Source organism: Spirosoma fluminis (assembly GCF_054778895.1).
In genome coordinates, this window is sequence record NZ_BAAGZD010000007.1 from 42,542 (window position 1) to 68,805 (window position 26,264).

At 49.6% G+C, this 26,264-nt stretch carries 17 protein-coding genes; 7 read left to right on the plus strand and 10 right to left on the minus strand.

Annotation, left to right across the window (positions count from 1 at the left end; all coding sequences use genetic code 11):
• Positions 1 to 2 precede the first annotated feature (2 nt).
• On the minus strand, positions 3 to 1,082 hold the full coding sequence (locus ACYVBJ_RS11730) for a Wzz/FepE/Etk N-terminal domain-containing protein (protein WP_460982489.1): 1,080 nt from the start codon (positions 1,080 to 1,082) through the stop codon (positions 3 to 5).
• Between the two features lie 18 nt (positions 1,083 to 1,100).
• On the minus strand, positions 1,101 to 3,512 hold the full coding sequence (locus ACYVBJ_RS11735; RefSeq protein WP_460982490.1) for an SLBB domain-containing protein: 2,412 nt from the start codon (positions 3,510 to 3,512) through the stop codon (positions 1,101 to 1,103).
• A gap of 240 nt (positions 3,513 to 3,752) precedes the next feature.
• On the opposite strand from ACYVBJ_RS11735, the gene secA reads away from it, so the two are divergent.
• Entirely contained in the window at positions 3,753 to 7,145 is a 3,393-nt protein-coding gene (gene secA, locus ACYVBJ_RS11740; RefSeq protein ID WP_460982491.1) for a preprotein translocase subunit SecA, read from the plus strand.
• A 493-nt stretch (positions 7,146 to 7,638) separates the two neighbouring features.
• On the opposite strand, the gene ACYVBJ_RS11745 is transcribed toward secA, so the two are convergent.
• Together ACYVBJ_RS11745 and ACYVBJ_RS11750 are read right to left on the minus strand one after the other, a co-directional pair.
• Positions 7,639 to 9,840, minus strand: a complete 2,202-nt coding sequence (locus ACYVBJ_RS11745) for a xanthine dehydrogenase family protein molybdopterin-binding subunit (RefSeq protein WP_460982492.1) — start codon at positions 9,838 to 9,840, stop codon at positions 7,639 to 7,641.
• 11 nt (positions 9,841 to 9,851) lie between these two features.
• Positions 9,852 to 10,313 (minus strand): (2Fe-2S)-binding protein, encoded by a 462-nt coding sequence (locus tag ACYVBJ_RS11750; protein ID WP_460982493.1) that lies wholly within the window; start codon positions 10,311 to 10,313, stop codon positions 9,852 to 9,854.
• Positions 10,314 to 10,554: 241 nt separating this feature from the next.
• On the opposite strand from ACYVBJ_RS11750, the gene ACYVBJ_RS11755 reads away from it, so the two are divergent.
• The 6 genes from ACYVBJ_RS11755 (at position 10,555) to ACYVBJ_RS11780 (ending at position 16,210) form a co-directional block, all read left to right on the plus strand.
• The gene (locus tag ACYVBJ_RS11755; protein WP_460982494.1) at positions 10,555 to 11,655 is read left to right on the plus strand and encodes a sensor histidine kinase; all 1,101 of its coding nucleotides are present in this window, start codon (positions 10,555 to 10,557) and stop codon (positions 11,653 to 11,655) included.
• 41 nt (positions 11,656 to 11,696) lie between these two features.
• Complete coding sequence (locus ACYVBJ_RS11760; protein WP_460982495.1) at positions 11,697 to 12,431, plus strand: LytR/AlgR family response regulator transcription factor; 735 nt, start codon at positions 11,697 to 11,699, stop codon at positions 12,429 to 12,431.
• A 167-nt stretch (positions 12,432 to 12,598) separates the two neighbouring features.
• Positions 12,599 to 12,739: an IS1 family transposase gene (locus ACYVBJ_RS11765; RefSeq protein ID WP_460978014.1), complete on the plus strand. Its 141-nt coding sequence runs from the start codon at positions 12,599 to 12,601 to the stop codon at positions 12,737 to 12,739.
• Positions 12,740 to 12,900: 161 nt separating this feature from the next.
• A complete protein-coding gene (locus tag ACYVBJ_RS11770) occupies positions 12,901 to 13,980 on the plus strand; it encodes a hypothetical protein (RefSeq protein WP_460982496.1) in 1,080 nt (359 codons plus the stop codon).
• Between the two features lie 25 nt (positions 13,981 to 14,005).
• Positions 14,006 to 15,151, plus strand: a complete 1,146-nt coding sequence (locus tag ACYVBJ_RS11775) for a glycosyltransferase (RefSeq protein ID WP_460982497.1) — start codon at positions 14,006 to 14,008, stop codon at positions 15,149 to 15,151.
• Between the two features lie 120 nt (positions 15,152 to 15,271).
• The gene (locus ACYVBJ_RS11780; protein WP_460982498.1) at positions 15,272 to 16,210 is read left to right on the plus strand and encodes a 3-oxoacyl-ACP synthase III family protein; all 939 of its coding nucleotides are present in this window, start codon (positions 15,272 to 15,274) and stop codon (positions 16,208 to 16,210) included.
• A gap of 66 nt (positions 16,211 to 16,276) precedes the next feature.
• Here ACYVBJ_RS11780 and ACYVBJ_RS11785 read toward each other — a convergent pair whose 3' ends face one another.
• The 6 genes from ACYVBJ_RS11785 to ACYVBJ_RS11810 all read right to left on the minus strand — a co-directional run bounded on the left by ACYVBJ_RS11785 (position 16,277) and on the right by ACYVBJ_RS11810 (position 26,204).
• Positions 16,277 to 18,247: a M1 family metallopeptidase gene (locus tag ACYVBJ_RS11785; RefSeq protein ID WP_460982499.1), complete on the minus strand. Its 1,971-nt coding sequence runs from the start codon at positions 18,245 to 18,247 to the stop codon at positions 16,277 to 16,279.
• A 103-nt stretch (positions 18,248 to 18,350) separates the two neighbouring features.
• Complete coding sequence (locus tag ACYVBJ_RS11790) at positions 18,351 to 18,959, minus strand: cytochrome c oxidase subunit 3 (RefSeq protein WP_460982500.1); 609 nt, start codon at positions 18,957 to 18,959, stop codon at positions 18,351 to 18,353.
• 14 nt (positions 18,960 to 18,973) lie between these two features.
• Positions 18,974 to 19,780 carry a 4-(cytidine 5'-diphospho)-2-C-methyl-D-erythritol kinase gene (gene ispE / locus ACYVBJ_RS11795; protein ID WP_460982501.1) on the minus strand — a complete coding sequence of 269 codons (807 nt, stop codon included), beginning with the start codon at positions 19,778 to 19,780 and terminating at the stop codon, positions 18,974 to 18,976.
• Positions 19,781 to 19,855: 75 nt separating this feature from the next.
• Positions 19,856 to 22,294 carry an OmpA family protein gene (locus ACYVBJ_RS11800; protein ID WP_460982502.1) on the minus strand — a complete coding sequence of 813 codons (2,439 nt, stop codon included), beginning with the start codon at positions 22,292 to 22,294 and terminating at the stop codon, positions 19,856 to 19,858.
• An 84-nt stretch (positions 22,295 to 22,378) separates the two neighbouring features.
• Positions 22,379 to 24,442: a T9SS type B sorting domain-containing protein gene (locus ACYVBJ_RS11805; protein ID WP_460982503.1), complete on the minus strand. Its 2,064-nt coding sequence runs from the start codon at positions 24,440 to 24,442 to the stop codon at positions 22,379 to 22,381.
• 331 nt (positions 24,443 to 24,773) lie between these two features.
• Positions 24,774 to 26,204 carry an ATP-binding cassette domain-containing protein gene (locus tag ACYVBJ_RS11810; protein ID WP_460982504.1) on the minus strand — a complete coding sequence of 477 codons (1,431 nt, stop codon included), beginning with the start codon at positions 26,202 to 26,204 and terminating at the stop codon, positions 24,774 to 24,776.
• Positions 26,205 to 26,264 lie beyond the last annotated feature (60 nt).

The window sequence follows — 26,264 nt, forward strand, 5'->3', positions numbered from 1 at the left end:
GGCTATCTTCTCAGTAGTTGAAAGACAAAACTAGCGATTAAGGCCAAAAGCGCACCAAAAATAGTGAAGCCCATAATAATAGCTACTCGCTTCGGCCCGCTCTTACGAAGTGGAACCTGAGGAGGTTCCAGGATCTGGAACACAGGAGCTTCCTCCTGTACTTTGATACGCGCCTGCTCCAATTGCTTCGAAAGGTCATTATAAACGGTCTGTGCTAACAAAAAATCGGCTTGAAGGCGCTGTTCCTCAATCTTGGCCGTATTCAGAAATAAACTGCGGTTGCGGTCCCGGTAGCTCGACAATTGGTATTCTGCTGATTCGTACCGCTTGCGGGCTCTGTTTACCTGCTGGGTTAAAAACGTAACCTGTTTCCGCGCTTTGCTGGTGCGGTAGTTGGTAACGTAAGCCGTTAAATAATCTAATGTGTAGCGGGCTACAGTAGCTGCCACAGCCGCATCAGGCATTTGTGAAGTAATCGTTACAATCCCCGACTTTTTATCCATATAAACATTCACGCGCTCATTAATGCTTTCACCCAACTGTTCTTGCTGGCGCGTTAATTTTATAGTAGACCTTGCTGGATCAGCCGATGCAGGAGTTATTAAGCGCTCTTCAGGATCGTCTGATGTATCAATCTGGCTCAGCCATCCAGATTCTACTTGATCCTTAAGGTACGTGTGCAGAGAGGTTGCCTTCTTGGATGTAGCCGACAGAACCGGCTGGTTAAGTATATGCAAGGTAAACGGAACGCTCTTTACTATATCCGGATACAGATCTGGCCGGATCGCTTCTGACGTACTATTAAAGTTATCAAGGCTAACACCCGCTAAACCGGCCAGCGATTTAAGATCGCTTAATCCGCCCGCTCCGGTTGGCGATTTCAGTTCGGGCATCACCTTCACAGTTGACGTATATTCATCCGGCTGGGAGAACGCATAGACAGCGCCCAGAATGAAAAAGATAAACGTAAAACGTAATAGGGTACGCCGGTTTCGTTTGAAAAAATAAACGATGTCCCCCAGCCTGATTTCAACCTCACCCTCGTCAGGCTGTCTGGTAATCTGTTCTTCTACAACGGACATGATGAACGATGATTGTAGTTAATTACGCAGTACGTTGAGAAGCGTAATTGCTAATGTTGTCACTAGTGATAAGATCCCTATGCGCTCTGCAGGACTTAATCGATTATTATCTAAGGGCTTAAATGGAGCCACGATTGTAGAGCCAGGTTCAACTCGGGGCCTCGACGTGAAAAATAGAAATCGATGCGTTCGGTCTTTTCGACCATTTGGATAAATAATATACGATTTACTCTTACGGGCATTATCTGTGAAACCACCTGCTTCGCTTATATAATCATCAAATTTATAACCCAATTTAAAGCTGACTGATGCTGGATTCAACACGGCGCCTTGAACGGATACAATCTCTGACCGTCGGGGAATGAATAATGTATCACCATCGTCAAGCAGTAAATTCTCTTCAGATTTAGGATTATCCAGAATGCCTCGTAGATCACTCCCAACGATCTGGCCTAAACGCTTGTATTGGGCTCCAGGCATATAGGCTCCAGGTTTAAGACCGCCTGCCCGTTGAATAGCATCACTGATGCGTTCCTGTCGGTTCGCAATCGCATAGTTGCCCGGATGCAGCACTTCACCGAATACATATACCTGACGTTGAGATTCGTAATTGGGCGAAGTGCGAACGTACACGATATCGAAGGGTTGAAGCCTGAATTTCTGTCCTTCCTCAGATGAGGGACCTGAGGTTGTTTCCAAAGGACTCATCTGAAGGTTCCGGTCTAAAGCAAACCGATAAATCTCTAATGTAGTAGTTCGAACACCCGCGGAGTCTTGGCGGATGCGCCGGGCAACTTCGACTAAATTCGGTTTTGCCCCTTCCTGAAACCCACCCGCCAGTGCAATCAGATCAGCTACGCTCATGTTGTTAACAAACTCAATTGTGTCGGGCTTGTTAACGGCTCCCTCAATCGTTACGTAGTACTCTTCCCGTAAATCGCGGATGGATAAAACCGTCAGGCTATCCTGCTGCATGAGCGGAATATCCTGAATTTCGCCCCGCATCAGTTTTCCCAGATCGAACGATACGTTTTCCCGATCCATATCGGGGCGTTCCCGAATAATAGTGGCGCGGTTCGTAAATGCGTCTTTACGTAAGCCTTCAGCCCGGTTAATAAGCTGTTTAACGGTTTCCAGACCAGGTTCAAGGGCGTAATCGCCCGGACGCATAACCGCACCAGCGACCTGAACCCGATTTTCATACCGTTCCAAAATCTTTCCGACCTCATATTTATCCCCGCGCTGGGGAACAAAATTATTGATCTGCTCTTCTGTTATGGTCACGATGCGCCGTTCGCGGGCGGTGTTGCGCCTAAGTGTTATAGACGCTCGATAGGCATCATCCGCAAACCCCCCGGCAAAACTGAGCAGTGTCTTCAGTGATTCGCCCGGCAGTACTTCAAAAATAGCGGGCCGACGGACCTGACCGGTAAGTTCAACTCGGGTTTCGTAATCAGCGACCCGAATTACGTCCTGATCGAGCAACCGAATATTATCTCGCTGATCGGCTTTGAGAATGAAATCATAGAGATCAATAGTGCGCACAACCCGATTGCCACGAATGATTTGAATTTTGCGAAATGAACCCGTTTCTGGATTAGGGCCACCGGCTAGATACAAGGCGTTGAAGGCCGAGCCCAATGAGGAAATGGTATAAGTACCAGGGCGTACCACTTCACCTACCAAGGTCACTCGAATGCTACGTATGTTACTGAGTGCTACGTTAGCACTAGTGCCACTTCCCGAAACGCCCAAGCCTTGGTAGCCACCTTTGCGCAGCCGGTCAATGATGCGTTGTTCTGCCTGCTCAATGGTTAGTCCCGCAACGAAAATAGCTGCAATGTTGGGTACTTTGACGGTACCTTCCGGCGATACTTTTAAGCGGAAGTTATCGGAGGATGCCCCCGAAATGTCAATGCTGATTTCGTCGTCGGGACCAACAATGTAGTTTCTTGGGGTGGCAATCCGTAAATTTGGCTCGAACGATAAATTGGCATTCTCGAACAGAGAAGCTCCAAATACTTTCAACTTCTTAACCGTGTCCTGACGAAAGTCGTCGGGCAAGGAATCGATAAAGCGACGCGACAGATCACCGGGAAACCGACGACCGCTCGCTGTGTCGACCAGTGTACGCCCTGACGACCGTGGATTCTGCGACCGAATTTCTGTGATTCGCTTTCGCATCTTGGCAATATCAGTAAGTGTGTAGCCCTGCGACATAGCCGCCTGCTCAATCTGAGCTTCACTAAGGCCGCTCGCCTGCGCCCGCCGATAGAACTCAAGTACCTGGTCATCGCTTAACTGGTCCACGCGTGAACCAGCCCGCTGAGCTACTACGCTGAATGATACGGTTAGCAATAGCAGAGATACGATAATAAAAAACGGACGGATACGGTAGGTATAATGTGACAATTTGTCGGTAGTACGCATGAACAGTGGCCGTTGGGCCAAAATTTGATCCTGCAAAAGTAATAGATTAGTTTCAAAACGTTGTTCCCATAAAGTAAGGTACATCCATCAATGTCTAACTGACCTTGTAGTACCACTGTAATGCACTAAATTTGTAGAAAAAACCGTCAATAAGTTCGTAAGTCTGCGAGTAAACAGGTCACTGATACGTATTAACGCTTACTAACTTATCCATGAGCTTACCGACTTACACACTGAAAAATGATTAATCTCATAGCCAAATTTTTCGGCACTAAATCACAGCGGGATATTAAGGAACTCCTGCCGTATGTTGAGAAGGTGAATGCCGAATTTGATCGCTTAAAAGACCTCTCGAATGACCAGCTTCGTCAGCTGTCGGCTGAACTTAAAGCGCATATTGCAGACGAGCTGGCCGCTATTGACAATCAACTGGCCGAGCTCAATGAGCAGGTAAGCCACCCAGACGTAGACGTTAACGAGAAAGAACGGGTGTTCAATCAGATCGACAAACTGGAAGCTGACCGGAACACAGAGCTTGAGCGCGTTCTGATGGATATTCTGCCGCAGGCGTTTGCCGTGGTGAAGGAAACGGCCCGCCGGTTTACCAACAACGAACAACTCCAGGTTACGGCTACCGATTTTGATCGGGAACTGGCCGCTCGCAAAAGCAACGTCGTTATTGAAGGCGATCAGGCATTTTGGGCCAACCGCTGGGATGCCGCCGGGACCCCCATCAAATGGGATATGGTTCACTATGACGTGCAGCTCATTGGGGGCGTTGTGCTGCACCAGGGCAAGATTGCGGAGATGGCCACTGGGGAAGGTAAAACACTTGTGGCCACATTGCCTGCCTTCCTGAACGGGCTTGCAGGCCGTGGGGTGCACGTAGTAACGGTTAACGACTATCTGGCGAAACGTGACTCGGAGTGGATGGCTCCACTTTTTGAGTTTCACGGTCTGCGTATTGATTGCATTGATAAGCACCAGCCAAACTCGGAAGCCCGGAAGCGGGCCTATATGGCTGACATTACGTACGGAACAAACAACGAGTTCGGCTTCGATTACCTGCGTGATAACATGGCCCGTGAACCGGCTGAGCTGGTACAGCGTAAGCACCATTATGCCATGGTTGATGAAGTTGACTCGGTCTTAATTGATGACGCCCGGACGCCGTTAATTATTAGTGGGCCAGTACCTCGTGGCGACGAACAGGACTATATCGAATTGAAACCACGTGTAGCCCGTGTCGTAGAAGCGCAGCGGAAACTCGTATACGACTATCTAAACGAGGCTAAGAAGAAGATTGCGGCTGGTGATGAGAAAGAAGGGGGGGTGTCGCTGTTCCGGGCTCACCGGGGTTTACCCAAGCATAAGCCACTTATCAAGTTCCTTTCTGAAACCGGTAACAAGGCGCTTCTTCAAAAAACGGAAGCTATTTATCTGGCTGAGAATCAGAAGTTGATGCCGGAAGCTGATGCGCCTTTGTATTTCACCATCGACGAGCGGCATAACAGCATTGACCTCACCGAAAAAGGCATCGACTACATTACCGGTTCGGGCGAAGACCCAAATTTCTTCATCCTGCCCGATTTGTCGATTGATCTGAACGCCATCGATAAAAGTTCTGACTTTTCGGAACCAGAAAAGATCCTCCGCAAAGAAGCGGTTATTCGGGATTATGCCGTTAAAACGCAACGTATCAATACTGTCAACCAGTTACTAAAAGCATATACCCTGTTCGAGAAAGACACCGAATACGTTATTATGGACGGTAAGGTGAAAATCGTTGATGAGCAGACGGGTCGTATTATGGAAGGCCGACGGTGGTCGGATGGTTTGCACCAGGCGGTTGAAGCAAAAGAGAACGTAAAGGTTGAAGACGCTACGCAAACCTACGCGACCGTAACGCTCCAGAACTATTTCCGGATGTACCACAAACGGTCGGGTATGACTGGTACGGCTGAAACGGAAGCCTCTGAATTCTGGCAGATTTATAAGATGGACGTAGTGGTAATTCCTACGAACCGCGCCATCAGCCGAAAAGATGAGGAAGACAAAGTCTACCGGTCGGTTCGTGAAAAATACAACGCCGTCGTTGATGAAATCGCCAGCCTAGTCGAAAAAGGCCGCCCCGTACTGGTGGGTACTACGTCGGTTGAAAACTCTGAATTACTCAGCCGGTTCCTGACCATTCGCAAAATTCAGCACCAGGTTCTGAACGCCAAATATCACCAGCGCGAAGCCGAGATTGTAGCCTCGGCCGGGCAGCCGGGTACCGTAACCATTGCAACCAACATGGCCGGTCGCGGTACGGACATTAAGCTAACGCCTGAGTCAAAAACCGCTGGTGGGCTGGCCATTATCGGTACGGAGCGACACGAATCGCGCCGGGTCGACCGGCAATTACGTGGTCGGGCCGGGCGTCAGGGCGATCCGGGTACGTCGCAGTTCTTTGTTTCGCTGGAAGACAGCCTGATGCGCTTGTTTGGCTCCGAACGAATTGCGAAAGTAATGGACCGCATGGGGCTGGAAGAAGGTGAGGTCATTCAGCACTCAATGATTACCAAGTCTATTGAGCGGGCTCAGAAAAAAGTAGAAGAAAATAACTTCGGTATTCGGAAGCGGCTGCTTGAGTATGATGACGTCATGAACTACCAGCGCGAAGCCATTTACAAACGCCGTCGAAATGCGCTCTTCGGCGACCGGCTACCGCTCGATATCGCCAACACGATGTATGACGTAGTGGAAGAAACCATTACGAACGCGGAAGGCAACTACGAAGAGATTAAGCTGCAACTACTGACTACGCTTGGTTTCGAGCCGTCGTTGACTGCAGACGAGTTTACCAAGATGAAGAAAGCCGATCAGGTTCGGCACCTTTACGAAGAAGTAGAAGTAAAATACCAGGCTAAGAACCAGGCTATTGCCGAAAAGGCGCTGCCCGTGCTGACCCAGGTGCTTCACGAACAGGGCGATCGGGTGAAGAACATCGTAGTTCCTTTCACGGATGGTCTGCATGAGTTGACGGTTGTAACGGATCTTCAGAAAGCGGTAGAGTCGGGCGGTCGCGATCTGGTGACGGAAATGGAAAAGGCGGTGACGCTATCCGTTATCGATCAGGAATGGAAAGAGCATCTGCGTGAGATGGACGACCTGAAACAGTCGGTGCAAAACGCGGTATTTGAGCAGAAAGACCCCTTGCTGGTGTACAAGTTTGAGTCGGTAGAGCTGTTCCGCCGATTCCTCAATAAGGTTAACTTCGATACGATCAGCTTCCTGTCAAAGGCCGACATTCCAGCCCAGGATGTTGAAGAAGTGCAACAGGAAATTCGGCAGGCACCCACGCAGCACCGGCCGCAGCCTCAGCCCGAGTTGCACACCAACATGGAGGACTTTGACGACGATCACCTGGCCACGGGACCTGAAGAGTATGCACGACGCATGGCCGAAAACAACGCGATGGGAGCCGGTGCGCCCCCGATGTCTCCCCGCCAGGCTCCGGCGCGGGTGGCTAAGCTCGACCGGAACGCCCGCGTAAATGTGCAGTATGCCGATGGCTCGGTTAAGCGCGACGTGAAATTCAAAACCGTTGAAAACGACGTTGTCAGCGGTAAGGCGATGCTGATAGAATAAATTGATTGATGATTACCTGGATGCCCTCCGAACACTCCGTTCAGAGGGCATTTTTATTGAGTCAGTCTTTACTGATGCGGTTGGGCCTAAATTACGTTTGTAGGTGAAGAAAATCTGATTAAAGGCCGATTACCATATCGTAGGCCGTCACAGATTCAGGGAGGCAACTGGTTCGGCGGGTCAGTCGCTTCAAGCGCGTTTGAAGAGTGAGATAATTGCACTTAAGACTCTATAAGGAGGCTTTTCGGACTAAATGTAATCGTTGATCCAGGCAATCAAAGTAGACCCACACCCGACGGCTGGGCACCAAGAGGCCGTAATCTACCTAACTACTTCAATTTGACTTGCTCTAACAGATTTAGCAGATGGGGAAATATTTACTGAGTAGGGCGTCCGAAAAGCAAGACAATGATCTCTTCTGTTACCAAATTCTTAACCCATCGTAGCCAACACTGTTGCTTTTTTACTGCCCACGTACAACCAACCCACAACGTTACTGCAACTCATCGGGAATGATCGGTATTTTCCGGATCCGCTTACCGGTAGCCGCATAAATGGCATTCAATACAGCAGGGACAGCCAACGGGCTGGATATTTCTCCTATGCCCCAGGGTCGTTCGTCATCGGTTTCAGCAAAATGAACCGCTATTTCCGGACATTCATCCATTCTCATTAATTTGTTCTGATGAAAGTTGGTATGAACGGCACGGCCATTTTTTATGGGCAGACCTCCGTATAGCAATGCCGTGAGCCCCCAGACAATACCACCTGCAATTTGATTATTTGCTCCGGACGGATTGATTACTTTACCACAGTCAACACCAACGGTAATTTTTACGATGGAAATTTTTTTATTCTGAACCTTCACTTCGGCCACTATCGCACAATAACTATTTCCATACGGGCATACAGCCAGTCCCATACCTTTGTTTGGCTCCAGCGATTTCCCCCAGCCCGCTTTGCCTGCGGCCAATTTCAACACACTCAATAACCGCGAACTGGAGATTGGATATAGATCGCCAACAAAAACATCGCGGCCCTCTTTCAATAAGTCTAAACGAAATTGGTAAGGGTCTTTTTTTAATGCTGTTGCGATCTCATCGATAAAACACTCACTGTAAAAGCGGCCATGCCCTACCACTCCTCTCCAGGCCGAGGAGTGAACAAGCTCTTCCTCAATGAGGTCTTCAAAATCGAACCGTATGTTAGGAATATCGTAAGCCATAAAGGGCAGTTGGGTATCGGCATATTTGGCACCCCACATATACGTTCGAATCTCTTTTTCGTACCATGCGTATAAACGATCATTTTTGTCGAGAGCGACTTGATATTCCATGTGTTGAAAAAGGTGGGCAAGGTTGCATTGATGATCATCTTCACGTGTCCAAATCATTTTGACGGGAATGTTACCGGCCTGGCGAGAAATAAATACGGCTTCCACAGCCATATCAGGATAATACCGTCTGCCAAAGCCGCCACCGGATGGGAACGAGTGCACTTTAATAGTGTCCTGAGAAATATTAAAAACACGCATCAATTCTGTTACAATCAGATTAGGCGCTTGTGACCCCATCCAGATCTCGCAACGATCATTCATTGCATAAGCTGTGCAGTTGAGCGGCTCCAGGCAAGAGTGTAACTGGTGTGGATAAACATAAGATGCTCGCAATGTCCTTCGAACATGTCTTAAATCTGATACGGCATTTTCATCACCAATGTAGCAAGTTGGGTCTGTTCGGTGGAGCGCTCGCCGGGCCGCCAACTTTTCAAAATCTTCAGAGCTTCGTTGCGCATTAGGCCCATCATCCCAGTTAATGATCAATGCATCTCTTCCTTTCTTAGCGGCCCAAAAGGAATCCGCTACAACAACTACGCCTTCGCGAATATCATGAGGCATGTATGGTGTCTGCGTTTGCAGACCAGCGATTGGCTTCGTGTCAAAAACTTTTTTGACCCCTTTTACCTGCAGTGTTTTCGACGCATCGAAGCTTTTTAATTTACCTTTAAATACAGGACAACGAGCAATAACCGCGTAGTGCATACCCGGTAGGTTTACATCCAGTCCGTACTTAAGCTTTCCTGTGACAATGGAAGTAATCAGTTTGGCTTTTCTGGGTTCACCAATGAGTTTAAAGTCTTTCTGATCTTTTAATACGATTGTCGGTGGTGCCTGATGGGTTGCAGCATCGCTGGCCAGTTCTCCAAATCCAAGTTTTTGAGCGGTAACGTGATTGTTGATAAAGTGATTTTCGGCATAACAATTCTCAACGGAAGTGTTCCAGCGCTTGGCTGCGGCTAGGATCAGCATTTGACGAGCTGTTGCGCCTGCGTTGCGAAGAACATCGTACTGATAAGTAATGGTACAACTGCCACCCGTGTCATGCCCTCCATTTTTATCATTCTGAAACTTTTTTAAATCAGTATCCGGAAATTCAATTTTTACCTGCTGCCAGTCTGCCTCTAATTCTTCAGCGACAATCATCGCCATGGCTGTGGATACGCCTTGGCCCATTTCGTGTTTGATGAATTGAAAAAGCACTTGGCCATCAGGAGTGATTTTAAGTAGGTCTCCTAATTCATTTGTACTATTTGCGACCTCATTTTTGATGAATTGATCTTTAGCAATAGAATGAAACGAGAGCATGAAACCTCCTCCTGCTAATGTCGCCACTTTAGTGAAATTTCGTCTGTCCATGTTTGTAAGAATTATTCTTTAGTTAATGAAGCTCGCTTCACCGCTTTATGAATGCGTAGATATGTACCGCACCGGCATAAATTTCCCGTCATGGCAGCTGTGATCTGCTCGTCGGTAGGATTAGGGTTTTGTTTAAGAAAAGCTGCCGCCGTCATGATCTGACCAGCCTGGCAATAGCCACACTGCGGTACATCTTCTTCTTCCCAGGCTGTTTGAAGAGGATGCTGGCCAGTTAACGATAATCCTTCAATGGTGACAATCGCTTTATTCAGACCTGCAGAAGCGGGTAAGGAGCATGACCTTGCTGCTTTGCCATCGAGGTGAATTGTGCATGCACCACATTGAGCAATACCACATCCGTATTTTGTGCCTGTCAATCCGATAAAGTCACGGATCACCCAAAGCAGGGGCATTTGAGGATCGACGTCTACAGAATGGCTAGCACCGTTTACAGTGAGTTGTATTTTTGTCATGACGATATCTTTTTAAGACTGCGAAGTTTTAAAAAACATTGTCATGTCCAGAATTATTAGATGAGTGTCGCTTATAGCCGACAGACAACGTTTTCTATTAGTTAAACGGCGTTGGACGTGTGTCAGGCTTTTTCTGATTTTGCCCGCGGCTCCAGCCACATGTGAATCGGTCGTTTGTCTGCTCTTGTGGTTGTTTGTCTAAAAAAGAGCGCTCAGTTATAATAAATTTCGTTCTTGTTTCATGCGAACGATTGCACAAATGCATACCCAGACACCAAATCTGCTAGTTTCCCGCTATCGCTTCGTATTACATAGTTTATTCTGGGTAGGAATTGTATTTTACGATGTCCTGATCTGGGGACTAGTAGATGGGAAGTATGGTGAAAAACTGATTTCTACCCTAGTTGAGCTGCCCATAAAAATCAGTGCCGCCTACTTCACGTTGTATATTCTGATTGACAGATTTCTGGTACTGAAGAAGTACTTAATCTTTCTAATGCTCCTGATTGGCTCAATGGCCATTTGCGGATTCATTCTTCGGGTTATTTCCTACTATATTCTTTATCCTGTATATTATCCGGGGGGATTAAGTATACCCTTGTTCTTCCTGCCCAAGATCCTGATCGCTATTTTTTACACCTACTCATGGGTGGCTATTGCGTCAACCTTTCATCTAATCAAATACTATTATCAGCACCAACAGGCAACTCAATTGCTTGAGCAGGCTGCCCAGCAGCTGGAAAAGGAAAAACTGGCGGCTGAACTTAAGCTCTTGAAATCACAAATCAATCCGCACTTTTTATTTAATACGTTGAATAATCTGTACGTGCTTACTCTGAGTCATTCGGAGAAAGCCCCGCAAATGGTTCACAAATTATCTGAATTGATGAGTTATATGCTCTGCGATAGCAACCAGGCGGAAGTATCGCTTGCTAAAGAGATTCAGTATATCCAGAACTACATTGACCTTGAACGACTTCGCTATGGTGACCGGCTTGAAGTCCATTTTGTTAATTATGCTAATGAGGCTACGCACCTGATCGCTCCGCTGCTACTGCTGCCATTCGTTGAAAATAGTTTTAAACATGGGGCGCGGAACCAATTGCAGGACAGTTGGATACACATTGATCTGGAAGTTATCAATGATATGTTGATTTTAAAGGTCGAAAACAATAAACCCCCACATCAGCCGAAAAAAACAGAGTCGCCAAGGCTTGGCCTGGAAAATGTAGTTAAGCGATTGAGCTATTTATACCCTGATCGTCATTCCCTACAACTATTCGACGAAGCGGATACATATATGGCTGTACTGAAATTGTCATTAAACACAAATTTAAGCTAGCAAACGGTTAGCAACTAACTAGTTAAAATCTGAAATAGTCTATGCGTTGCCTTATTGTTGATGATGAGCCCTTAGCCCGGCAACTAATGGAGTCTTATGTGAAACGGATAGAAGAGCTTGTCGCGGTGAAAAGTTGTTCAAATGCCCTTGATGTAATGACAACCCTTCAACTGGATACGATTGATATTATTTTTCTTGATATAGAAATGCCGAATGTTACCGGTATTGACCTTCTCCATTCCTTACCTAACAAACCCCATGTCATCCTGACAACTGCTTATCGTGATTATGCTTTTGAAGCCTATAATCTTGATGTAGTCGATTATTTATTGAAACCCGTCAGCTTTGATCGTTTTCTTCGCAGTATTGCCAAAATCAAGCAATTGAAACGGTATGCACCTTCCGAAAAAGACAAAAAGGATAACGTAATAAATGAAGAGGCTTATTTATACCTGAAAGCAGATCGTGAAATGATTAAAGTGTTCCTGAAAGACATTATTTACATCGAAAGTCTCCGTGACTACGTACGTGTAAGAACAACCAAACAGGAGGTAATCAGTTACCAAAAAATTAGCTATCTTGAACAAAAGCTTCCGCAGAACAAATTTGTCAGGGTTCACCGCTCATTTATCGTTGCCGTTGATAAAGTAACATCGTTTGCCCACAATAGTATAAAGCTAGATTACTTACAAATACCAGTTGGGCGGAATTATAAACGTACAGCGTTAACGTTACTAATGAGCCAAGGGGTACTGTCAGACTTAAGGTCGACGTAATGCAAGCTTTGTGAGCTATAAGGTGCTCCCTCGGTGGTTATGGTGAATGGAAGATGTCGCTACTGGTGAGGTAGTCGCTTTCATCTTTGGTCGCCGGACTCATGCGCTTGCTAGCACTGTAATAAAGCGTTTAAACTCATGTTAGTGGCTGAAACTCTCGACGCCTGGTGCTGGCTCACTATGATTGTCTGAATCAATTGGTTCGGGTCGAAGCTAAGGCTTTGTTGCAAACGCTAGAGCGTAAGCATCTGACGCTTTGCACCCACTTGAAACGGCTCAACCGGCGCACAATTCGTTTTTCTAAATAAGTAGTAGTGTATGGCACGGTGATCGACCTATTTATCAATAACTGTTTATTTTCGTTCTTCAACATAGTTAAGTCACCTCCCGTTTTTCTTCACCGATAAATGCAATCCAGCCATTACCTTGGTACAGGCACTTTTGTCCTTAACAATCAGTTTTTGATACGATGGATAAGGTAATATGGTTTGTGTTTTTGTCTGTGTTATCCGGGGTGTCGCCCAAAAATGATCCCATTCAGCTACAGCCCGAAAAGCTAGCGTTTACGCCGAAAGAGTTTTTTATCGCAGCGGTTACTGATCAGCGCCAGGAGCACGGAGCCGTTGCCCGTTTAGCCGTGGCTCTTAACCAGCCTGTTCAACCGGTTGACCTGGAAGGGGGGGCCGCTGAAGGGGTTCGTACGTTTATCAGCCGATCGCTGACTCAAACCAAAAAACTGCGTCCGATCGCCATGCGAATCATACAGCTCCGCCTGACCGAAACTGCCGCTGGCAATCGGGTGACGGGCCGGTTTACGTTTGAAGCCGCTTTCGACTTGCTAGGAAAAGAAGATGGCCGCGAGACAAGTACCCGCCTGACTACGTACCGGGGTAGTGCCAACTACGTCCGTCCGATTCAGCAAACGGCCGTAATCGAGCCAACCATCCGTCAGGCGCTGGTTGCGTCGCTTCGCAGCCTAAACGAATATATGAACCGAGAGGCCGGCCAGAACGAAAAGCTGGCAACGCGTCTGGTGGTGAATTTTAGCGAAGACTCGCGTATTACGGATGATGATACCGTGCATTACAACCCGGCTCGTAAGCTTGTATGGGCCGATTTTCGGGCGGAACCACGTAAAGGAAGCCATTACGCAGCCGAAGTATTTACCAGCTTTGCGTACGAAGGCAAGAGTGCGGTTAGGAACGGAGTGATCAACGTGAACCTAACGGTAAAGAGTTACATGCTCAAAAATTCATCCTGGGGGCGGCCCGATGCTAAAAACGCGTACGCGCTTAACCACGAACAACGCCATTTTGACATTGCGAAAATCATTGCTGAACGGTTTAAACGAAAAATTCAGCCTGATAGCTTAACTCTGGAGGATTACAACAGCATTATCCAGTATCAATTTATAGAGTCCTTCAGGGAAATGAACCAGATGCAGCAGCGGTATGATCTGGAAACCAACCACAGTACGAACCAGGCGGCCCAAGAGCGCTGGAATCAGCAGATCGATGCCGAGCTGCGCTCATTCGGTGTCTTGAACTAATCGGCCGTGCCCGTAGATGGGTTTTATGAAAAAATTACGCATTTTGCATATTAGCACGGCTCATCCGCCACAAGACCCGCGTATCGTTTTCAAACAATGCCAGACGCTGTCTACTGAATACGAGGTGTTTTGTGCCTTACCGCGTGCCGATTCAGCGATTGCGCCTACTATTCGGTTTATTCGATTGCCTTATTTCCGGCTGGTGATCTGGCGAATCCTCATCACCTGTCCGCTGGTGTTGCTGCGAGGGCTGTGGCTGCGGCCAAAACTTATCCATGTCTACGTACCGGAGTTTATTCCGTTTGCATTTATCTTCCACCTGTTAGGCATACCAGTTATTTACGAGGTTCAGGAAAACCTGCACAAAAAGCTGCACGTTCGGACTCAAAACCGCGGCTACTGGCTGGAAAAGGCGTTTCGCTGGTTTGATTGGGCCGCGCAGCAGCACTTCTTTCTGATCTTTACCGAGCATGGCTACCTGGATACGTATCGTGAGCTGGCAAAGCCGTATTCGATCATCTATAATTATCCACTCTTATCGTTTATTGAGCCGTTTCGAAAGCCGTATAAACCAGATTCGAATCATCCTTCGTTTTTCTACATCGGCTGGCTGACGTTTGAACGCGCTTTTGATACGCTGGTGAGCGCTCTGGCCTTATTGAAATCTGTTCATCCTCGGTTTGTCGTCCATTTTTTCGGGCGGAGAAACTTCGGTGATAAAGATCTGGAAGGCGTTGCCCAGTATGATGCGTTACGTCCTCAGTTGCAGTTTCATGGCTATGCCGACCAGCGCGATGCGTTTCCGTACGCGGCCGGGGCCACGGTCGGCCTGGCCTTACTCAAACCCATTGGCGATTACCCCGATTCGTATACCACGAAACTGTTTGAGTATATGGCCCTGGGTCTGCCAGTCATTACGTCTGACTTTCCGTTATATAAAGACGTAGTTGAGCGCCATAACTGCGGGTTTTGCGTGTCACCCGAAAACCCTGCGCAGATTGCCGACGCGCTCGCATATCTGATCGATTACCCCGAACAGGCTTATGCCATGGGGCAACGGGGGCGTCAGGCCGTTGAGCAGGAATACAACTGGACGAGTGAAGCCCGGAAGCTACGGGATTTTTATACCCTGGTGTTGACCTATTCCACAGCGAAATTAAATTTTGATTAAATAAAACGAATCTAATACATAGTGGTATTGTTCTAATGTGTAATACTACACTTTCCCGGAAGGATTTAACTTTCGGCATTAATTCGGGTTATTTCTTGTAGTAGCCTTATTTTCGGCCTGATGTATATCCATGAAGTAAGCCATTATCTTCCAACTGAGGTAATTGGCAATGAACATTTTACCCAGCTCAACGGCCTTTCCAGCGACTGGATTATTGAACGTACTGGAATCGTAGAACGGCGTAAAGCTGGCCCAGGTGAGAACACAAATACCATGACGCTTGAGGTGGTTCAGCGACTCATGTCTAAAGTAGATGTATCGACCGTTGATTTAATTGTTGGCGCTACCTATACGCCCTACGACACCATTGTTTCACTCGCGCACGAAGCCCAGCATGCCCTTGGGATCGCAGATATTCCGGTCGTGTCGATATCGACGGCCTGCTCATCGCTACTGAACGCTATTGAAGTAGTAGAAGGCTATTTTGCCTTAAATAAGGCCAGCCGCGCTTTAGTCATTGTGTCGGAGCATAACACGGCTTATAATAACGATCAGGACAAAATATCGGGGCACCTGTGGGGCGATGGCGCAGCCGCTTTACTGATTACTAAAGAGCGCCAGAGCGATGAGGACTTCGCCATTCGGGCGTTGCTCACGGGGGGGGCCGCACATACGGCCAAGGCGACCACAGCGGTGATGATGAAACCGATGGAAGGCGGTGTAACCATGCCGCACGGCCGCGATGTATTCATCAATGCCTGCCAATACATGCCGAAGGCGAGTTTGCAGGTGCTGGAGAAATGCGGGCTGACGCTGGCTGATGTTGACTACGTACTGCCCCACCAGGCCAATCTGCGGATATCCCGGAATGTTATGAACACACTGGGCTTACCCGAAGAAAAACTGATTTCAAATATCGACCGGCTTGGCAACACCGGATGTGCCGGATGTGCCATTGCGCTTTCTGAACAGTGGGATACGTTTGAAAAAGGACAACGTATCGTGATCACTGTTTTCGGCGGAGGCTATTCGTACGGGGCCATGCTGATCGAAAAGTAGAGAAACTAAAAAGGGCTAAAGAAACCGAACGATTTCTTTAGCCCTTTTTAGCTAGCTTTTGCTTTTCTACTGGGCGTCGGCGCGCCAGATGTTATTTTTCTCGTTCACATCCGGCAGCTTCTCATCGGGATCGACAACAACCGTTTTCAGCGGAGACGTTGAATTGTATCTGAACGTCCAGATGCCGCCCCGCTGCCATACCTCAACGGGTAAGTTCACGCGACCTTTTTTGCCGTTCGTTTCGGTAACCTCAATCGTAACCGGCATTGCCATTTTCTCCAGGTTCTCAATCGAGATCAGCGAACCTTTGTCGGCTGCTCCATCAACGTATTTAACCTCCCGAACACCCTGGTCCAGCCGCCAGGTTTCGTAGAAATAACCCCGCCAGAACCAGCCAAGGTCTTCGCCGGCCGCATCTTCCATCGTCCGGAAAAAATCATAGGGAGTTGGGTGTTTAAAGGCCCAGCGGTTCATATAGACCTTGAACGCATAATCGAAGCGGTCGGGTCCCAAAACGGATTCCCGCAGCATTTTCAGACCCATACCGGGCTTGTAGTAAGCCAGGAGACCTAAAACGCGAGACTGCTGTACGTCCGGGATCGTCATGATTGGCTCGGCGGGCGAGAACAGCGCTGGAGCAAGGTCGTGCATAGTGCCCCGCTCGCGGTTATATTCGCCGTTGTTAAAATTAGCCGTCGACAACGTATTGATGAACGTATTGAATCCTTCGTCCATCCAGGGGAACTTACGCTCATTATTGCCTACAATCATGGGGAACCAGTTGTGGCCAAATTCATGGTCCGTTACGCCCCAGAGCGCGTCTTTTTTGTCTTTGTGATCACAAAAAACGATACCGGGGTACTCCATACCCCCAACGATACCGGCTACGTTCGTGGCTACGGGATAGGTGTACTCGTAGAGGTATTTTGAGTAGAACTCTATGCAACCCTTCACGTATTCTGTTGAACGGCCCCACGAATCGTTGGTTGCGCTTTCTACGGGGTAAACCGACTGCGCCAGTGATGGTTTGCCGCTTGGCAGGTTCATTTTGGCGGCATCCCACACAAAAGCGCGCGACGAGGCCCAGGCGACATCACGAGTGTTCTGGCACCGGAACTTCCAGGTTAGCGTACCCGATTTTTTGGGCCGCGTGTTGGGGTTCGTCACTTCGTCTTTACCGCGAATAATCACCGTTTGGTCACTCTGCCGGGCCTGTGCCAGCCGTTTGATCTGGTCGGCGGTCAGCACTTCGGTCGGATTCAGCAGCTCGCCCGATCCAACTACAATGTGATCCCAGGGAACGGTTACGTTGTAGTCGATGTCGCCGTACTCCAGGTAAAACTCGCCCGCGCCTAAGTAGGGAAGTACGTTCCAGCCTTCGATGTCGTCATACACACACATGCGCGGATACCACTGCGCAATCTCATAGATGATGCCGTCTTTGCGACGTAGCTGTCCCATACGGTCGGAACCATATTCCGGGATTTTAAAGGAATAAGCCACTTTAACCTTTACGTCGCCACCCGACTTCAGGGCTTCGGCCAGACGAACCTGCATCCGGGTATCCGTAATGGTGTAAGGGTTTGCCAAAAATTTTCCTTTTCCCTGATCAACCGTTACGCTGGTAACCGTCACACCACCCGAAAAACCCAGGTTGCCAAACCGACCACCCGTAGTTGGCGTTGTTCGGGCTGCGCGGGACGTATCACTGAAGGCATTCTGGTCTAACTGCAACCATAAAAACGGCAGTGTCTCCGGCGAGTTATTTTTGTACGTGATCGTGACTTCACCCGTGATCGTATTTTGCTGATCGTCGAGCGTTACATTGATCTGGTAATCGGCGCGATTTTGCCAGTAACGTGGCCCAGGGGCTCCGCTACCCGTGCGATAATCATTGCCCGGCTGCATGTTAAACAGTGGGTGAAACAAAGCGAGCGGGTCATATTTCGACCCTGGGGACGTAGTGCTTATGCCTGTTTGCGCGAACGCAGCTACGCTAACCCAACACATGCCCGCCCATAGAGCTATTTTCTTCATGAAAAGAGAAATGAAACAGTTTTTATACAAATAACGATAGAAAGCAACAGAATAAGGTACTGGCGCTGCTTCAGCACGGCGCAAATGAGCAGGTGGCCACCCGTTACAGCGTAAGCGATAAATCGACGCCGTGGTGAATAAGCAGAAAAACGAACAACGCCAGCCAGAGTACATCAACAAAGTGCCAGTATAACGTAAGCAGCTTTAGCTTGAGCCGGTTCGGTGGATTGACACTGTACACAAAGGAGTCGATGTACAGCCGACGACGCATGGCTTCGATCAGCGAGATGACAATCAAAATAAGACCGATCAGGATATGGAGCAGGTGAACGCCGGAGATGATATAAATAAAGCCACCGGCCGGATTGCCTTCTAACCCGACCCCCGCTCGGATCAGTTGCCGCCAGCCCCAGCCTTGCAGCAGTATGAATAGCGTGCCGAGCACGAGCGTCGTCGCCATATTAGTGCGATAACTGGGGAAACGTTCGTGCTGGAAGGCCTGGTTGGCATTATTCAGCGTAAGACTGCTCAACATAATAACGACGGTGCTCAACAAAAACACATTCGGCAATTTAATGTCAGCCCAGCCCGGTCCGGTTTGCCGGATAACATAGGCTACCAGCAGGATGGTGAACAGCATAACGCTGCTTCCGATGCCTAACCAAACCATAAAGCGGAACGGCTCACGCCGTTTCGTTACGAAATTGCTCACGCTTACGTCTTTACCTAGAGTCTACCTTGCCAAACGCTGTAATCCTGAAATTGGTTTGGGGTTGTAACGGGGGCATTGAAAATCCCATACACGGTTGAGCCGGAGCCACTCATGCTGGCATACACCGCGCCCAGCTCGTACAGTTGCTGTTTGATGGCGCTCAACACCGGATACTTCGGGAACAAACTATCTTCGAAGTCATTGTGAATAGTTTCGCGCCAGGTCTCGATAGAACTGTTTAACTGCTGATTGAGAGGAATTTCGGGTTGATGAGGCCGAACGTTTGCGTAAGCTTCGGCGGTTGAGATCGCCAGGTTTGGATACACCAGCATAATGTGGTAGCCACTCAGACCAATATTAATTTCGTCGAATACGTCTCCTTTCTCAATACAGTACTGCGGACGATTCTGGACAAAGAACGCGCAGTCGCTACCTAACTGGCGGGCATAGGCTTCGAGCTCAGCCCCCCCTAAGCCCAGCGCGAAACGATCATTCAGGAGCTTCAGGGCAAATGCCGCATCGGCAGAGCCTCCGCCTAAACCAGCTCCAATCGGCACAATTTTAAGGAGATGCATCTGCACGGGCGGTAGGTCGTGATCGGTTTTCAGTAGCTCATAAGCTCGTACGCAAAGATTTTTGGCGGGATCGCCGGGGATAGGCAGGCCACTGCTGCTAAAGGCAAACGTTTCGGCCGGGACGACTTCCAGAACATCGCTCCAGCCTACGGGGTAAAAGCAGGATTGTAAGTTATGGAAGCCGTCGGGACGTTTCTCAGTAATTCGTAAGCCAAGATTAATTTTACAATTCGGAAAAACCAGCATGGTTGTGATAAAATCAGAGACGCAAAGCTAAAACTTCCTCAATCATTACGTCCCGGACTATATCCTAAGCCTGACCTATTTAATTTCAATTACCTTGAATTCGGTCCGGCGGTTGCGCTGGTGTTCGGCTTCGGTGCAGATAACGCCATCGGTGCAGTTGTTCACTAACTGCGATTCGCCCATACCGGTCGTACTCATGCGTTTGCGGCTGATGCCTTTTGAGGCCAGATAGCTGGCGACGGCCTGCGCCCGTTGTTCCGACAACGCTTTGTTTCGGGTCGCGTCGCCCCGACTGTCGGTATGTGATCGAATTTCGATAATCAGCGACGGGTATTTGCGCATCGTAGCCACCAGTTTCTCGAGTTCGCGGGAAGCATCCGGGCGCAGATTATAACCGCCCAGATCGTAATAAATATTATCGATCATGACTACATCGCCTACGCTGAGCATTCGCAGATCAGCCGATAATTCCTTAGGCTTCGCTTTTTTGGGTAGCCGCTTAATTTTGTTGGTATTGGTACCGAATAGCGCTTTCGACGCAATCAGTGTGTAATCACACCCTTCGTTCAGGTCAAACGCATACCGTCCATCAGCTTTTGTTACGTACTCCAGTTGCGTTCCATCGCACTCATTCCGAAGACGGACGATTACGCCATCCAGCGGTCGCTGGTCCCGTTCGCTCATGACAACACCGCGGATACGTGACTGCGTAAGGGCCCCGCCAGGCAGATCGGATGCGTTAGCAACGGTATCGATAACGACGGTTGGTTTAATCAGGCCGATTTCTAAACGGCTCGGCTGGTCGTCAGTGAGAGAGCGGGTTGTGAACCCAACGGTGCTATTGATAAACCCATCCCGGCTGGCCTGAAACGTGTAGTCATTGTCTGCGTCCAGACATAGCCGCACAAAACCGTTGGAATCGGACGTAATGGTCTGGTTCATTCGCCCTTCGGTTCGCGATTTGACGACCACCGTTACGCTGTCGAGCGGTTGATCCGTGTTGGTATTATACAGACGGATCGTAAGGTTACGGCAGCCATAAAGCGAGCTTAGCCGAGCGAACCGGTAGATGTCATCATTACCCGTGCGCCGGTTGCTGCTGAAATACCCCCCGCTGCGATTTACGTCCGTGATGAACCCAAAATCGTCCTGAGGAGAATTGATAGGCGCGTCAAGGCGCTCCACCGACTGCGCCGTGGTAGGACTCGTCATGGTCGCCATAAAAATGTCTAATCCGCCCAGTCCCTTCCGCCCATCGGTAGCGAAATACAGATTCCCGGCATCATCGACAAACGGAAAGAGCTCGTTTCCCTTTGTGTTTATGGTTTCGCCTAAGTTTACGGGGTTCGACCACTGCCCGTTCTGGTAGCGGCTCAGGTATATGTCCGTACCGCCGTAGCCGCCAGGTACGTCGGAGACAAAATAAAGCGACTGCCCATCGCGGCTTACCGTTGGGTGACCTACCGAATATTCATCACTGTTGAAAGGTAGCTCTGCGATATCGACCCACGAACCGTTTTGCTGGCGGGCCGTATAGAGCTTTAACTTGTTGACCCCTTCGGCGCTTTTGCCCGACTGGCCATTGTTGTAATTGTTGCGGGTAAAAATAATGCGTGAACCATCCCGAAAGAACGCAGCCGGTCCTTCGTGATATTTTGAATTTAAGGTCTGGCTGAAGCGCTGTGTCGGGTTCACGGCGCGTGGCTCATACCCTAACCCTTCCGTAATGGCGACACTCGCATTGTAGTTCGGCACCGTTCGGGAGTCGTTTGGGGTGGGGCGGCTATAACTGTCGCTGCCGACCTGCCGCTGCGGTTTAGGCCGTTCCGTTGCTACTTTGGTCAAGCTGCCGTCAGCGTTGACAATACCAGCCGCCAGGATGTCGTTCCGGTTGGGAATATAGAACAGATCAAGGTAGCCAGCGCCACCTCCCTTGCCGGTCGTTTCGATGTTGGCGGCTCCTTTCTTTCCCGCTACGTACACCAGCCCTTCCTGATAAAAAGCGGGACTAAACTCTTCTCCCGAGGTGTTCAGATCTAAATACTCGAGCCGGTACCGGATGGGTTCTTTGCGCGAGTTGGCAGCCTGACCGGTTGGTACTGGCCTGGGCGACGACGCTTTTTCTTTGAGTTGCAGGTAGCGTTCGTATTGCTGCTGGGCTTCCGGAAACTTCCCGTTGGTCGCCAAAACTTTCGCGTATTGCAGCATGTGCTGCAGATTCGGTTCTGTAGTATTCGTTAACGCTTCCCGGTAAAAACGCTCTGCTTTAGGGCCATCACCCACCTGCTGATAGGCAAAGGCTAACTGACCCTGGGCCGTAACTTTCTGAGCAGGTGTAAGTTGGGTACCCTGTTCATTTAATAGTTGTGTATATGCATCGATTGCCCGTCCATACGCCTTGTAGTTGAGCAGGCGGTCGGCCTGTCTCAATAGAGAATCGGTCTGTGCCCAAGCCGTTGTAAAGCTTAGCCACAGCAATCCTCCCACTAGTTGCGTCACCCATTTCTTACTCATCCGTGTCGTACTTATGTAACTTGTGGACCATTGTCCTCCGCCCATTCGGCAAACGAAATTGCCGACAAATCATTGCTGAAAAACTTACCGCGCCAACGTCATAAACCGGACGAACTCACGGCCATCACTGAGCCGAATCTGGTAATAATACGTTCCGTCGGGCAGGCCCTGCTTCGCATTCGAAACCACACTGCCCACGTTCGATGTACCATCCCAATCATTCTTATAATTCATGGTCTGGTAAACCAGATGCCCCATTCGGTTATAAATCTGTACCTGAACGGATGTACCGACGGGTACGCCCTGAATAACAAAGACATCGTTGAGACCGTCGCCATTGGGTGAGAAGCCTTCCGGAATAAACACGTTTTCGGCGACTTCGGGCCGCGTCGAATGCAGGGTCACCAGCGTAGGTTCGTTGTTGTCGCCGGGATTGCCGTTTTTGTCGGGGTCCGCGTCGACACCATTGGTAGACCAATCGCGGCAGATAGCTCCGTTTGTATCAACGGCCTGGGCCAGTGCCCGGTTTGTAAAGGTTAGCGTAGTGGCCTGACTCACATCCAGCCGCACGGTTAGCCATACACGACTCTGCCCTCCCGCAGGAAGATTTCCGGTCAATAGCAGCGTAGTATCGGCTCTCCGGCCGGTGTAGGCAGGGTTGATGACGAGGTTACTATCAGCCCGGACCTGTACCGATTGGATCATAACTCCGTAGGCCGAAAAGGCCGCATCCAAGTCATCCGAGATCTGTAGGTTCGTTAAGCGGTGTTTGCCCAAGTTTTTAGCTGTAAACTGATACGTTACCTCAACGACCTGGGCGTTATTATCGACCAGCCAGCTTGGCGTGCTGACTTCCTTGCTTAACCCAACGAGTTCGGGTGACAGGCTCGGACCTGCCGCTGTTACGTTCGCCGATGCGCCAACACAGGGCCCATTCCCGTCCGGGTCAGGAACCTTGAGGGTAAAGGTTACCGTGTTTCGCTGGCGATCGGCTTCGGACAGTATATATCGGGTGCTCAGGTCAGAACTGGTAAACAAGCCTCCGCCTTCACTTTGCCAGTTCGCCTGCGTGGCAGAACCGCCCAACTGACCGCGTAACTGCATGACACCTTTCGCCCAGTCGAGTGTGTCGAGTTGAGCCGTAACCGTTGCGGGGTTACTCAGGCAGGGGGTAATGGCGTTCTGACAGGGCGTAATTGTTACGGCAACCGCCACGGGCTCGGTATAGCAGCCATCAGCAGTGCGGCCGAATACGTAATACGTACTACCAATCACCGCCCAGGGCGATTGTACGCTGGGCGCATCGAGCGACGGTCCCGTTCGGAATACGTAATAGCCCGAAGCGTTATTCCCGCTATTCTGTACGGATTTAGTGAGGTCAGCGGTTTGGAACGGACAGCCGTTCATTGCGGTAGGCGTTACGTTTACAGTAGCTACCGTCGGCCGGACAACTACGGTGACGGGTTGAGAACTATCGCTGCGGCATGAGCCGATCTGGCAGATGGCCCGGTAGGTGATTGTTCGGGTCGGCGTTATCGTGCGGGACAACCCCGATCCGCCATCGGACCACAAGACCTGGCCTATGCAGTTCGACGCCAATAGCTGAACGGGTTGCCCGGCGCATAGTTCGTCTTTATCAACAGACGGTTGTGGAATGGTTGGCGCGGATACCTGAACCGCTACGGGCGCGGATACCGTACTGACGCAGCCATTCTGTTCGCAGGTTGCCTGGAACGTTGTCGTCTGTTGAAGTTGACCCGTCCAGGTTGCTCCCGTCATTTGGTCGGGCCAATGAATAATACCTGAGCAGCCCGTAGCCGTTAACGTAACGGGATCATTGGGGCAAATTAAGGGCGATGAAGAAGTGACAATCGGTGCTTTTGGTGTGTTTACTGTAACTTTCCAGGGCTCGGCAAAGCAACTGATACAACCGGGCTGCGACCGGCAAATGGCGGTATATGTGGTGGTTTGCTGGGGCTGGACGTTTAGAGTAGGACCTGTCTCTCCCGTCGACCAGATAATCGTTCCCGAACAGCCCACAGCCGTCAGGGTAACCGTCTCGTTTCGACAGATAGTGGTAGCAGTACCGGTGAGCACAGGCGGATTCGGATGCTGGCATGTATCGGCATCCGGATAGGATCCGGCCACGGCGCATGGCATTGCGATTAGCCATACCATTACCCATCCATAAGTACTCATAAATTTATCCAGTAATCGTTTTATCATACGTCCAGCTTATCACAGTTATATAGGACGAATATCATGCCAAGCGCATTTTTCGGCTTTTTTAAGCTTAAAGCGTTGTGTGAACGGTGCCGCAACCCGCAGCTTAGCTGAGCAAACGACCTGATCGTTATATGAAAAAAAGGCGGCTTAATTCCTCACAAACTATGCCAATGTTACGTCTGTCGTAGTCGCTGATCGCCGAAGCGAATGGTCCGTTTCAACGAAGGCTGGGCATTTATCCGCTGTGTCAGCTTCAATCAAGTGGTAAACCGGTGGTTCGATTGGGCTTTAGCTGATACAGCCGATTGACGGAGTTGGGTAATTCGCGCTGATCATGCGTAATGAATAAAACGGTTTTGGGCGGTAGATGATCAATGAGCCGCCGGGCCAGCTCAACACTGCGGACATCCAGCGCCTGGAAGGGTTCATCCAAAAGCAGTACGGGTGGGTTTTTCAGCATGGCGCGGATCAACAGAATTAGGCGCTGCTCACCGGTTGATAAGGTTCCGAATGGGCGATCTACAGCTTCTGCCAGTCCAAAATAGGATAGCAGTTGCAATAGGTCAGCATCCGCATCGGGCGAAACCCGGTTCGGCACGGTAAGCGTATCGGTTAAACCAGTAAGTATGACCTGCCTGACCGGTAGATGTTGCGGAAAGTACAGATGCAATTCAGGCGATACAAAGCCAATGCGTCGCTTTACGTCCCAGATACTCTCGCCCGCTTTACCACGTCGGTAACCAAAGACATTGATCTGATTCGCATAGGCCTGAGGGTGATCACCGTAGAGCAGACTCAACAGCACCGATTTGCCAGCACCATTTGGCCCCAGCAGACACCAGCGCTCACCAGCCCGAACCGTCCAGTTGATATCGGCCAGTACGACCGTATCGCCGTAACGTACCGTTACGTCCGACAGGGTGAACGCTTCCGAAAAGTCGACCGGTTTGGGAGGGGTTTGCAGGACCGGAACGTTTGGGTGAGTACCTGGGAGGGGCTGGAACGTATACGCTTCCTTTGGTCCCACCCATTGAATGCGGCCCTGATTGAGCTCAACGACGTGCGTAACAAAGCCAGGTATATTATCCTGATCTGCCACCAGCATGAGCGTCATCCCATGGTGGACTAATTCGCCAAGCCATTCAGCTAACTGCGCTCGAAATCCGTTGTCGAGGCCAACAAAGGGGTTGTCGAGCAGCAACACATCGGGGTGACGTAAAAGCGCCTTTCCAATCCGGGCTTTACGAGTCTGGCCGTTCGAAAGCGTTAAAAACGGCATAGTCAATAACGCGTCCAGGCCCAGCCGCTGAATTAACGCTTTGTTCTCGGGCGTGTCGGTGTAGCGTAGATAGTCACGTAACGTTGGCATCTTGTCCCCATTCCGATCTTCGGTCATGGTCGCCTGGTAGCGCTGCTGATAAAACAGACCGCTGTACGAAAACTGGTGCGATTCTTCTTTGAAGGCAACAAACTCGGGGCGTGCCCGACGGGCCAGCCTGTCTGGATGCACTGAGAACTGGCCCGCCAGCGTCTGCAAAAGTAAGGTTTTGCCACTGCCCGTAGCGCCGACTACTGCCCAGCACTCGTGGGGCCGCAACCGAAACGTTACGTCTTTTAACCGTGTCGATCCATTTCGTTGAAGCGTTAAGTTGGTAAGTGAAATCAGTGGTGTTGTATCAGACATAAAAAACCAGGGCAGTCTCCTTAACAAAGGTACTGCCCTGGTCAACTTTATGAACAACTC